Source organism: Legionella navarrensis, assembly GCF_052527415.1.
On the sequence record NZ_JBNVZR010000006.1, the window covers coordinates 40,024 to 52,074 of the forward strand.

The following is a 12,051-nucleotide window of genomic DNA, read 5'->3' on the forward strand; positions in this document are numbered from 1 at the left end:
GATTATTTTTTTCTGAATTATCTGGCGTCGCTGATGAAGCGCATCAGTTCAAAATCGGCAGTCCCGGCCTGTTCGCTTTCAACGCCCTTATTCTCGGCAGGTGTCAGCAAAATCTCCGGGGCTGGATTTTCGAGTGCTTCAGCAAGTGTAATAAAAGTGTAACCATTTTTACGGTACATTTCGATGATATCACCCAGCAGATAACTATTGAGTACGTTGGCATGAATCAACAAAATCTGCCGCCCGGAATTTCCGCGAGCTCGTTTTTCGGCATTGAGCGTTTGTTTCCAGATGTAACTCAAATATTGAGGCTTGAGCTTTTGAACGTAGTCACCGCGCGTACGGAACGGCACTTTGTACAGACGCTCATTAAAACGGAAATCCTGGCTGTCGATGGTTACCGGCGCAATCACATAATTATGTTCAGCCAGGTAGTCCAGCACCTTTTGCTTACTGTCTTTGTTTCCTTCCGCCAGATAAGGGTATCTGAAGTACTTCGTCCCGGAGAACAATGGCTCCAGTTTTTTGTCGGCGCGGTCAATGTCGGCAATGTATTTATCCGCACTCATACGGTTAAGGTTGTAGTGCGAGTAGGTATGATTACCAATTACAAAACCAGCATCATGGAATTTCTCAAGAAAAGCCCACTGCCCTTTTTCGATGGCACCGGCGATGACAAAACCCGTAGCCGGAACATTGTTATCAACCAGGGTTTGAACGATTTTATCAAAACGCTCCGTGGCCCGCTGTTGATTGCCGGGCGTGTTCATCTGTGAAGCAACCAAAGGCAAATCATCGATGGTTATGGCAATTTCGCGTGTCTGTGCTGTTGCCAGCGATGCAGACAGAAACAAAGCTATTGTTAGTAATCTGGACATGATGATCCTTCGCTCGGTATGTTATCGTTATAAGACGATGAAACAGCCTCAGTGAATTAAAAGCAATTTATGAGCCAACATTCGAGTGGAGGGCCAGAACACGCTGCGCCTTTTCCCGGTCAAATGCGCCCCGCCAGGCGGATATGATGATGGTAGAAATGCTGTTGCCAAGCATGTTGGTGACCGCGCGCCCTTCCGACATAAAGCGATCGATCCCCAGAATCAGCACAATTCCGGCCACGGGAACCTGGCCTGTTGCAGCCAGCGAACTGGCCAGCACAATAAACCCACTGCCAGCAACACCCGCTGCCCCCTTTGAGCTGAGAATCATGATGCCGAGGAGAGACAATTGCTGCCATACAGACAGATCTATATTGGTTGCCTGAGCAATAAACATGGCGGCCATGGTTAAATAAATCGCTGTCCCATCCAGATTGAATGAGTAACCAACAGGCAAAACGAGACCAACAACAGATTGGTCACAACCCAGGCGGTTCAGCTTTTCCATCAGATTGGGCAATACGGTCTCTGATGAAGAGGTGCCAAGAACAATAAACAACTCGGTTTTAAGATAACGCAGGAGCTGGAACACATTGATTCTGCAATACCACGTTAATACACTGCCCAGAATCACCGTGATGAAGATCAGGCAGGTTCCATAGAAACAAAGCAAGAGTGTCATCATGTTAACGATTGGCTCAAGACCGTATTTACCGATACTGAAAGCCATGGCCGCAAATGCAGCCAGCGGCGCGAGACGCATGACCAGATGAATGATGTTGAAAAAAACGGCCGCCAGACGATTAATGCCTTTCACTACCGGCGCGCCATCGTCTCCCAGCAGTATCAATGCGGCAGAAAACAGCAGAGCAACCAGCAGTACCTGTAGAATTTCGCCGTCCACAAAGGCACTCACAAAGGTATCTGGCACGATGTTTAGAATAAACTCAACCGCGTTTGATGCCTTATGCTGAGCGCCAATATAGTGCCTGGCAGCCTCGATATCGAGCGTGGCCGGATCGATGTTCAGACCAGCCCCAGGGGTGAACAGATTCGCGACGATCAGGCCGATAAGCAGGGCGAACACGGTCATAATCAGAAAATAGATCATGGCAGCACTGCCAACCGTACCGAGGGCCCGTATATTGCCTACGCCCGCGATACCGGATACCAGGGACAAAAATATGATTGGGGCTATCAGCATTTTAATAAGCTTGATGAACAAATCGGATAAAGGTTTGAACTGCACAGCCGCATCCGGTAGACAATACCCCAGCGCCACACCGATTAGAATGCCAATGAGGACTTGCAGATACAGGTGCTTAAACAATTTCATTCATGATGCTCAGCAATGTTTGGATCATGAGCAATTATCGGGTATGCCAGATGATTTGTCATTCTTTTAAAAATGCAGAAAAACAGCCATGTCGCTGTTCAGTAAAAAATGCTGGGAATTATTGTCGGCTCTTCGTATACTCACGTGGAAAGGAGCTATTTTTTGTCTATATTGGCTAACCTATTGAAAGTATGCCTCTATTTTAATTGAATATTTAGACAAAAACGCGATGAGATGTTTATTTTTTGTAGACAAACAGGAGTGTCTTTATGAGCAGTAGCAATGAATATGTATCTGAAGCGATCGCGGCAGTTGGTCCAATTGCCGACCAGACAATCAACAGCTCCGAACGGGCTGCATTAACAACAACGGAGAAGGAGCATATTATCTCCGAGGTCAAAAAGATGCTACAGCTTAAAACCGCAGCGGTTGATGATGATTTGAGGGCATATAACCTTGAAGATCAAGACGAAGAAGCTGCATTTAGAACTCAGGCTTACCAACGAATCCACGACACAATCTGGATGATGGTTGAGAGGGTAACTGGACTACCCCTGCTTTCGACAACGGAACCCCGTCACGTTTTGTTTGACAATTACTCTCATGCCAGTGATGGACTGTTCATAAAAAAACTATATGTACAGATTGATCGAGGATTGCTGATAGCGCAATTCAACTCTCAACTGGAGCGGGGAGTGTTAAGGGCTAACAACCACATGACAATAAATAATTATAATGAAAAACAACGCCTGGAGCTCTGTTACACGGCCATAACTCAATTCCATTCGGTGATAGACAACGTGAAGTCTCAACTACCCGCAAGCCTTGTCACGCGGATGAAAGTCGATATGGCAGAAAAACTCAGGGTTGGCATGCATATAGATACTCTTGTTCCGCAGCCTGCGCCTGTTGCCAGCACGAGCACCCAAACGCCAGACCTGCTGACTCCGCGCGAAGAGCCGTACCAGGAGCCGTACCAGGAGCCGTACCAGGAGCCATATCTAGAGCCATACAATGAAGAATATGAGAAAGCCGTCTTTATTTCAGAACTTGAATACGAATTAACTCAATGCACCAAAAATACCTTCACAGCATCGATGCATATTCTAGATAAGCTGGGGGAGCTCAAGAGGAGAATTAATACCGGACTGGACCGGTTCGAGCACAGTCTGACCACGTGGTTAGTACAGGAAAAACTGAGCAGGAATGACTTAGCGCGCATCAGGAAAGAAATGGAGGCTGAAGCGCATTCTTTACCGGTTGTGAAGAAGGCATCAGATGAGAATAACGCCCTGCAGCGAAAAACCAGCAGTTTAATGCTGGCTCTGGCACGAGGTCAGTTGCTGTTTTCATCTCCCAGGGAACGTGAAAAGTTCGCGGATTACCTGTCACAAGACTCTGAATTAACCCGTGAAAGCTGGAAACGAGACCACAGGTGATTGGAAGGGGTTATGGCTCGCCTGTTTTCAGCCAGGCCAACCCTCATCCCCGCTCCCTTCTCCCTAAAAACAGGGAGAAAGGAGCATTCTGTAAAAATCTGAAGCCATAGCTCAAGGGCTACTTCGCCTCGGCTGCTGGCCATAAGGCCTCTACTTCCTTACTGGTCATTTCGTAACACTGACCACGTGTCAGAAAGCGCGGCATGGTTACGTTACCGTAACGGACACGTATCAGGCGGCTCACTTCAATTCCCTGCGACTGCCATAATCGACGCACTTCTCGATTGCGTCCTTCCGTCAGCACCACATGATACCAGCTGTTTACGCCTTCCCCACCTTTAAAATCAATGCGTTTGAATTGCGCCGGACCATCGTCCAGCTCCACACCCTTCAGCAGCTTTTTAATGATCTCATCACTCACCTGACCACGTACTCTGGCAGCATACTCACGCTCCATTTCATATTTTGGATGCATCAGCTGATTGGCCAGTTCGCCGTTGTTAGTGAACAACAATAATCCTGACGTATTAATATCGAGCCTGCCGACCTGAATCCAGCGCCCCTGCCTGAGATGTGGCAGCGCATCAAAAACAGTTCTATCATGCTTTGGATCATGACGACTGGAAATTTCTCCCACAGGTTTGTGATATATCAATACCCGTGTTTTATTTTTGCTGCGTAAGGGGTTGGCAATCAGTTTGCCCTTTACAAAAATGCGATCGTCAGGGCCGGCACTATCCCCTACTTTGGCCGGATTGCCATTTACGGCCACCAGGCCCTGCTCAATCCATCGCTCCATCTCACGTCGTGATCCGAGTCCTGCCTGGCTCAGTATTTTTTGCAAGCGTTCTTTACTCATTAGCTAACACACTCTTCAACAAGGTTTTCAGAAATTACCGGATTACTGTCCATGTTGTCTGGTAAGGGAGGTAATTGTTCAATACTGCTTAAATTAAAATAGTCCAGAAATGCTTTTGTTGTCACATAGACAGCCGGCTTTCCCGGTACGTCACGATGACCGGCAATTTTAATCCAGTCGCGCTCCATCAAGGTTTTCAGCATCGGACTGCTGACACTTACACCACGGATATCCTCTATATCAGCACGTGTCACAGGCTGGCGATAGGCAATAATGGCCAGGGTTTCCAGCAGAGCCCGAGAGTATTTTCCGGGCTTATCTGCCTGTAAACGGCTTATCCAGACGCCAAATTTTTCCCTGGTCTGTATGCAATAACCGCTGGCTACGCATTTTAACTCAATGGCCCGCTGCTGGTAATCGGAGGCCAGCGCATCGAGCGCGCGCAAAATGGCGGCACGCTCCGGTTTTTGCCATTCATCAAATACGCTGGACAGCTGCTCTATGGACAGAGGGCTGTCCGAACTCATCAGCAAGGCTTCCAGCAGGTATTTCAGGTCGGTTTCATCCATGTTGAATAGCCTGCAGGTAAACTGGAGCATAAGGACTGGTCTGGGTCAGCAGCAATAAAGACTGCCTGGCCAGCTCCAGAATCGCTAAAAAGGTTACGGCCAATCCCATTCGACCCTCCTCTATTTGTAACAAGGCTGTCATCGTGACGGTTTCACCCGACTGCAGACGCTCAAGGATGATGCCCATACGCTCGCGAACCGACAAGGGCTCGCGCGTAATCTGATGATTAACCTCATGACCCTGTCGAGTCAGAATATCACACATGACATCGCTGAGAGCCTGCAGAGCAACATCGGGCGGACGGATAATTGTCTGCAGCCCCTGCGCCTCAAGCACGATACGAAACAGATCACGCTCACAGCGAGGCAGGGTATCCAGTGTTTCTGCCGCCTGTTTAAACTGCTCATAAATCTGCAGCTTGCGTACCAGCACCATGCGCGGATCTTCATCGGATTCTTCATCCTGCTCGCGGCTGACCGGTAACAGCAGTCGCGACTTGATTTCCGCCAGCATGGCCGCCATGACAAGGTAGTCAGCAGCCAGTTCATGCCGGTTTTCTTCCATAACCTGAATGTACTGCATATACTGGCGGGTAATGTGCGCCACTGGAATATCAAGAATGTCTATATTCTGTCGACGAATCAGGTACAGGAGCAAATCCAGTGGACCTGAAAACGACTCCAGCAGCACTCTCAGGGCATCTGGCGGAATAAACAAATCAGCCGGTGTTTCGGTGACTGCCTGACCGCTGACAATTGCCAGTACAGGCAACTCAGATGCCGCAGCAGACATTAGTAGTCCAGCCCCATGACTTCGCGTACTTCTTTCAGGGTTTTATGAGCCTCTTCCCGAGCGGCCTCGCTGCCGTCACTGACCAGACGTTTCACCGACGGCAAATCTGACTCATATTCTTTGATGGACGCCTGAATAGGAGCCAGCTCCTTATTGATTGCGTCAATGACAGGGCGTTTGCAGTCAATGCAACCAATACCTGCTGTCCGGCATCCGGTCTGTACCCAGTCCTTAACCTCGTTATCCGAGTAGATTTTGTGCAGCTGCCAGACAGGGCATTTATCCGGATCGCCTGGATCCGTACGTTTAATCCGGGCGGGATCGGTAGGCATGGTCAGAATTTTCTTTTCGACCTGAGCCGACTCTTCACGCAGAGAAATGGTGTTATGATAAGACTTAGACATTTTCTGCCCGTCTGTTCCCGGCATTTTTGACGTTTCCGTCAGCAGGGGTTGCGGTTCGGGCAATATGATTTTGCCAGATCCATCCAGAAAGCCCAGCAATCTCTCCTTATCGCCAATCGACAGGTTATGCTGATTGAGAATCAGGGCCCTGGCTGTATTTAACGATTCATGATTACCGTCCTGCTGGAAGGCACGGCGAAGCTCGCTGTATAATTTGCCGTTTTTCTTACCCATTTTTTTAACGGCGTCATGGGCCAGGGCTTCAAAATTTGGCTCACGCCCATAAATATGATTAAAACGGCGGGCAACCTCACGAATCAGCTCAACGTGTGCTACCTGATCTTCTCCAACGGGTACCAGCTCTGCCTTATAAAGCAACACATCGGCACTTTGCAGCAGTGGATACCCCAGAAAACCATAGGTTGATAAATCCTTATGCTGCAGTTTTTCCTGTTGATCCTTGTAGGTCGGAACCCGTTCCAGCCAGCCAAGCGGGGTTATCATGGATAAGAGCAAATGCAGCTCAGCATGCTCGGGAACCCAGGATTGGATAAATACCTTGGATAAGCCGGGGTTAACACCACAGGCCAGCCAGTCAACAATCATATCCCAGAGTATGTTTTCAATGACACCCGGCTCATCATAGCGCGTCGTCAGGCCATGCCAGTCGGCCGCAAAAAAATAACAGTCATACTGGTGTTGCAGGTTCAGCCAGTTTTTTAACACACCATGATAATGTCCGAGATGCAGGCGACCGCTCGCACGCATTCCCGATACAACCCGTTTATTGGAACCAAATAATCCAGACATCTAAATCCTCTGCAGCTGTTATCTAAAGGGCTCAGGATCGCCCTTCCCTTCTCGTATTACCAGTGGCAAATCACCGGTTAAATCCACAACGGTTGTTGGCTCGTGACCACAGTCTCCACCGTCGATGATCAAGTCAATTCTTGTTCCCAGTAAATCCTTGATAGCCTCAGGCTGGCTGAGCGGCGCATCGGCGCCCGGCAATATCAGGGTAGTACTCATCAGGGGCGTGTCAAGACACTCCAGCAAGGCCAGAGTGATGTTGTTTTCTGGGACACGCAATCCCAGAGTTTTTCGCTTAGGATGCAGCATCAGGCGTGGCACTTCGTGCGTTGCATTCAAGATAAAGGTATACGCGCCAGGCGTAAATGCCTTTAACAGACGAAAAATAGGATTGGACACCCGTGCATAGGTTCCCAGCTGAGACAAATCACGACAGACCAGGGTCATGTTATGATTTTTGTCCAGTTGCCTCAACATTCGAATACGTTCCAGTGCAGACTTGTTACCCAGCCTGCAGCCAAACGCGTACCCGGAATCGGTTGGGTAAACAATCAAACCACCCTCCTCAATAATCGCCGCCGCCTGTCGCAGCAGCCTGGCCTGCGGATTATCTGGGTGAATAGCAAAAAACTGACTCATTAAAGTCCCCTGTCAATAGTTCCATTGATGCCAAACAGGCGTACAGTTTAGCGGGAGTTGTCGCTGTCGTCCAAGAAAAACACGCGATAAAACACCACCATGATAATCAGAGCCCGTAGATGACAACAACTGGTAGCGCATACACAGGCCCGAAAGCTCCTGCGCCTCTGTTGCGGTGGTATCTCCCGAGACCACTTCCAGTCCATCACCTGCAGCCAGTTTAAAATCGCTGATAAGTTCATATAATTTGGTGCGGGTGAGTTTGTATTTCAGTGGATGCGCCAGAACAGCCAGACCACCAGCGGCATGAATAGCCTGCACGGCGTCATCAAAAGTAGCCCAGGCGGTTGCTATGTAAGCTGGTTTCCCTCGCCCAAGAAATCGTTTGAATGCAGCCTGCATATCGCGCGCCTTGCCCTCGTTAACAATGATTTGCGCAAGATGAGGACGACCGATGCGATCATGACCCGCAAGCTCACAGGCTTTACTGTAGGCATCGTCAACGCCCAGCATCTGCATTTTTTCAGCAATTAACATGGCGCGGTTTCTGCGGCTCTCATTTTGTGCGAGCAGCAAATCCGTCAGGACCTGGTTATCAGGATCAATACCAAGACCCAGAACGTGGATATCGCTTTTTTTCCAGCGCGTGCTGATTTCGATGCCGTTGATCAACCGGATGCCTCCTGGATTGTCAGCCTGCTGCAGGGCCTGCAGACCATCCACCGTATCGTGATCGGTTAATGCCAGCATCGTCAACCCGGCTTCAGTTGCCTTGTTCAGCAACTCCTGCGGCGACAACAGGCCATCCGAATAGTTGCTGTGGCTGTGCAAATCAATCATAAAACTCCGAAAAAAAAGATATACCCGATATGAAAGCGAATATTCCGCCTGGTATTGACATGTGTCGTCCCCGCCTGCGCGTGGACGACACCTACCTATCAAAACCAAATGGAAAAAGCAGTAGTATACATGAAAAAGACGAGCAGCGCTGTCATTGCGTGACCCGAAGGGCAGACTATGATAACGTCTTCATTTATAACCATATTACCATGTGACGCTATGAGACGCAGCACGATACTGCTCCTTTCACTGATGAATGCTCACCCTGCTCTGGCCATGGAAAATCCATGCCACGGCCCCGGTCAGCTGCTGAATATTGTCGACAGGCCCAATAATGCCGACAGCGCCTGCTCCGTTCCTGCCGGGCGCTTTGAATTTGAGATGGGTTATCAAAACCAGACGCTGCGTGACCCCTCAGGTAATCAGCAGAATTACCCATCAGCAGAGTTTCGCTTTGGCCTGCCCCACAACAGCGAAATTTTTCTTCTGGCACCCAACTACATTCAACAGTCCATAGCCCCAACCGCAGGATTTACACAGACAAGCGGAGGCTTAAAGCATCAGTTGTGGTACAACAACACCTGGCTTGTCACCATTGAGGGTCTGGTCAATTTACCGGATGGCAGCGCCGCTTTTGGTAACAAACACATCGGCGAGGCCTTTAACGCCATCATCAGCTACAATATCAACAGTCGCCTGAATCTGACCTTGATGGCTGGGGGCAGCAGCATCACCGAATCGCGTCTGGATGGCGGACAGCGATTTTACAGCCTTAACCCGGATCTGGTGCTAACCTGGTCCCTGAATGACAAAAGCAGTGTGTATGCGGAGGTCTATGGCCAAAGCAAAACGGGCTATGGAGAAGGTTCGGGATTTAATGCCGATGTCGGAATTTTATACTTAATCAGACCAAACGTGGCGCTTGATTTTAGTGGTTCGCAGCATCTAAGCGGCTATCCGGGCGGGTTCGAGCACTACATAGGCGCAGGTCTGTCCGTTATGATTTAAGGAATTTAACAATTAAGGAGCAATGATGAAGCTGTTTTATGCCAAAGGTGCCTGTTCCATGGTTTGCCGTATTGTGATTAATGAACTCGGACTGGATTGCGAGTACGAGTCGGTTAATTTACAGAATAAAACGACTGAAAGCGGTAAGGATTTTCTCACCATTAACTCAAAAGGCTACGTTCCGGCACTGCAACTGGATAATGGCCATATGCTGACTGAAAACACGGTTATTCTGCAATATCTGGCTGATACTCATCATGCCGATAACCTGCTTCCCGCAGTTGGACATTTTGAGCGATATTACGTACTGGAATGGCTTAATTTCATTACCACAGAATTACATAAAGGCATAGGCGTGATGTTCAACCCGGCATTGCCTCAGAACGTCAAAGATGAGATTTTTATTCCTGCTGTAAAAAAGAAATTAAGCTATGTGAATAACCACCTCGAGCACAGCCAATTTCTGGCAGGCGACCATTTCATGCTTCCGGATGCGTATCTCTTTGTCATGCTGTTGTGGTGCCGCTATTTTAACATCAACATCCAGGAGTGGTCGCATATTGCACGTTATTTTAATGAACTCAGCACCCGTCCATCTATGCACTTATCAATGAAACAGGAGTTCTAGAGCAGGGATTACAATATATTTAGCGGCCGAATGATCTAAAACAATACATGCGCCACCAATAAAGAACAGATCCAATGAATATTCATCACAATGTTCCTGATATTCATGTCGACCCTTGGCCTGATGGCGCTTACTTAATCTGCTTCATTATTAAACCAATCGGCAGAGTCTGCGCCTTTCACCAATAACAGTCCATTTCTTGACCTTTCAGCTGACGTACTTTATCGTAAGAAACATTTTTCAATTTTCAGCTTTAATGATCCACTCAATTTTCAAAACTCAATACAATCACTTTTTGAAAAAAACGACAGGACTTCGTCCGCTGCGCTTTTTTTTCTTCGGACTGTTATTGCCGCTGGGTTTTGCTCCGTTCCATTTACCCGGCATGGCCATCCTCGGCCTGGCTTTATTCTATTATCATCTCAGTGCTCAAAAGGATGAATCACCTTTTTTATCCGGTCTTCTGTTTGGTCTGGGCTTTTTTGGTCTCGGTGTTTCGTGGATATATGTCAGTATTCATGATTACGGGCATCTGCATGGCAGCGTGGCGTCACTTATTACCTTGCTGTTTATACTTTATCTTGCCTTGTTTCCAGCCCTGTCAGCCTTGTGCTTTAAGAGCCTGACTACAAAGCCTGGTACTGTATATTCATGTTTTGTATTCAGTGCGTTGTGGGTGTTAAGTGAGTATACGCGCGCCAGTTTTCTTACGGGCTTTCCGTGGCTGCTGACTGGCTATGGACAATTTGATTCACCCATCAGATACCTGATCCCTCTGCTCGGTGTTTATGGTGCCAGCTTTGTTGCCTGCCTGGCAGCCTGTCTGCTGGCAACGTCTGCCCGCCACAATCAAAATCCTCAAAAATCCCTGTATCTGATTGCTTTTGTGCTGCTGATTTTAGCACCACTGGCACTGAAACCGGTAAAATGGGCAACAAAAAATACAAAAGCCATATCGATTGGAGTTGTCCAGGCCAACATGTCCATGCGGGACAAATGGGACGAAACTCTCTTCTGGCAATTACTGGAACGTTACCAACGCGATGTGGAAAAACTGCTGGGCCTTGATTTGATTGTTCTGCCAGAATCGGCGATTCCGTTACCTCCGAGCTACGTCAATGATTTTCTGAGCAATCTGGATCAGGAAGCCAGACAGGCCGGCAGCGCGATTCTGCTGGGTATTCCACAACCAACGCCCAGCAGCGAAGACTACTACTTCAACTCGCTTATCGGCATTGGCAAGGCTAAAGGCGTCTACATCAAGCAACATCTGGTTCCCTTCGGAGAATACATACCGAAACCCTTTTTAATCGCCAGCAGCTGGCTGGGCCTGCCGGAAGCCAATATCAAACACGGTCATGGCAATCAAAAAATGGTCACAGTCCATCGTCATCCGGTCGCCTCTCTGATTTGCTACGAAATAGGCTATGGTGAGTTGTTGCGCAAACAGCTGCCCAGAGCGGAGTGGATCGTATCCATCAGTGATGACGGCTGGTTCGGTCGTTCGCTTGCGCCCTACCAGCAGTTGCAAATGGCTCAGGTTCTCTCGATGGCAAGTGCCCGTTATCAGGTCGTTGCCAACAATGATGGTCTATCCTCTATTATCAATACTCAGGGGCTTATTCAGTCATCACTGCCCGCCTTCCGTGACGGCCTGCTGAAATCAGAAATCCACCCCTCCACTGGCACGACGCCCTGGGTTTTATACGGTGATCTGCCCATAATGATATTTTCCTTATTGATCATGGCCTGTGCGCTGATTTACCGACTGCTGACAGAAAAAGACCGCGACGCGCCTATTGCTGCAAACAGCAAGAGACGTTATCCTTACCAACCTTATTGAGAAAA

The 12,051-nt window shown here is 48.5% G+C and carries 13 protein-coding genes; 5 read left to right on the forward strand and 8 right to left on the reverse strand.

Going from position 1 to position 12,051, the window contains the following annotated elements; genetic code table 11:
* Nucleotides 1–17: 17 nt before the first annotated feature.
* Both ACQUTA_RS05360 and dctA read right to left on the reverse strand, forming a co-directional pair.
* Nucleotides 18–878 carry a polysaccharide deacetylase family protein gene (locus tag ACQUTA_RS05360; RefSeq protein WP_444987184.1) on the reverse strand — a complete coding sequence of 287 codons (861 nt, stop codon included), beginning with the start codon at nt 876–878 and terminating at the stop codon, nt 18–20.
* A gap of 67 nt (nt 879–945) precedes the next feature.
* Complete coding sequence (gene dctA, locus ACQUTA_RS05365) at nt 946–2,214, reverse strand: C4-dicarboxylate transporter DctA (RefSeq protein ID WP_444987185.1); 1,269 nt, start codon at nt 2,212–2,214, stop codon at nt 946–948.
* A gap of 269 nt (nt 2,215–2,483) precedes the next feature.
* Here dctA and ACQUTA_RS05370 point away from each other — a divergent pair, with 269 nt between their 5' ends.
* Complete coding sequence (locus ACQUTA_RS05370; protein ID WP_444987186.1) at nt 2,484–3,653, forward strand: hypothetical protein; 1,170 nt, start codon at nt 2,484–2,486, stop codon at nt 3,651–3,653.
* A gap of 118 nt (nt 3,654–3,771) precedes the next feature.
* Here the strand turns inward: ACQUTA_RS05370 and rluB are convergent, their stop codons facing one another.
* Genes rluB through ACQUTA_RS05400 form a run of 6 tightly spaced genes read right to left on the reverse strand, consistent with a single transcriptional unit; the run spans nt 3,772 to nt 8,567 of the window.
* On the reverse strand, nt 3,772–4,512 hold the full coding sequence (rluB, locus tag ACQUTA_RS05375) for a 23S rRNA pseudouridine(2605) synthase RluB (protein ID WP_444987187.1): 741 nt from the start codon (nt 4,510–4,512) through the stop codon (nt 3,772–3,774).
* Nucleotides 4,512–5,081 (reverse strand): SMC-Scp complex subunit ScpB, encoded by a 570-nt coding sequence (gene scpB / locus ACQUTA_RS05380; RefSeq protein ID WP_444987188.1) that lies wholly within the window; start codon nt 5,079–5,081, stop codon nt 4,512–4,514. Before scpB ends, rluB begins: the two co-directional genes overlap by 1 nt.
* Entirely contained in the window at nt 5,074–5,874 is an 801-nt protein-coding gene (locus ACQUTA_RS05385; protein WP_444987189.1) for a segregation and condensation protein A, read from the reverse strand. The genes scpB and ACQUTA_RS05385 overlap by 8 nt, the downstream gene beginning before the upstream one ends.
* The gene (locus ACQUTA_RS05390; protein ID WP_444987190.1) at nt 5,874–7,088 is read right to left on the reverse strand and encodes a tryptophan--tRNA ligase; all 1,215 of its coding nucleotides are present in this window, start codon (nt 7,086–7,088) and stop codon (nt 5,874–5,876) included. The genes ACQUTA_RS05385 and ACQUTA_RS05390 overlap by 1 nt, the downstream gene beginning before the upstream one ends.
* 18 nt (nt 7,089–7,106) lie before the next feature.
* The gene (locus ACQUTA_RS05395) at nt 7,107–7,727 is read right to left on the reverse strand and encodes an L-threonylcarbamoyladenylate synthase (RefSeq protein WP_444987191.1); all 621 of its coding nucleotides are present in this window, start codon (nt 7,725–7,727) and stop codon (nt 7,107–7,109) included.
* A 12-nt stretch (nt 7,728–7,739) separates the two neighbouring features.
* Nucleotides 7,740–8,567, reverse strand: coding sequence for a PHP domain-containing protein (locus ACQUTA_RS05400; protein ID WP_444987192.1), 828 nt, complete (start codon nt 8,565–8,567; stop codon nt 7,740–7,742).
* Nucleotides 8,568–8,596: 29 nt separating this feature from the next.
* Between ACQUTA_RS05400 and ACQUTA_RS05405 the strand changes: the two genes are divergently transcribed.
* From ACQUTA_RS05405 to lnt, 4 genes are all read left to right on the forward strand, one after another.
* Nucleotides 8,597–8,782: a hypothetical protein gene (locus tag ACQUTA_RS05405; RefSeq protein ID WP_444987193.1), complete on the forward strand. Its 186-nt coding sequence runs from the start codon at nt 8,597–8,599 to the stop codon at nt 8,780–8,782.
* Nucleotides 8,783–8,786: 4 nt separating this feature from the next.
* Entirely contained in the window at nt 8,787–9,575 is a 789-nt protein-coding gene (locus tag ACQUTA_RS05410) for a transporter (RefSeq protein WP_444987194.1), read from the forward strand.
* Nucleotides 9,576–9,597: 22 nt separating this feature from the next.
* Nucleotides 9,598–10,203, forward strand: a complete 606-nt coding sequence (gene gstA, locus ACQUTA_RS05415; RefSeq protein WP_444987195.1) for a glutathione transferase GstA — start codon at nt 9,598–9,600, stop codon at nt 10,201–10,203.
* Nucleotides 10,204–10,498: 295 nt separating this feature from the next.
* Nucleotides 10,499–12,046 (forward strand): apolipoprotein N-acyltransferase, encoded by a 1,548-nt coding sequence (gene lnt / locus ACQUTA_RS05420; RefSeq protein ID WP_444987196.1) that lies wholly within the window; start codon nt 10,499–10,501, stop codon nt 12,044–12,046.
* Nucleotides 12,047–12,051 lie beyond the last annotated feature (5 nt).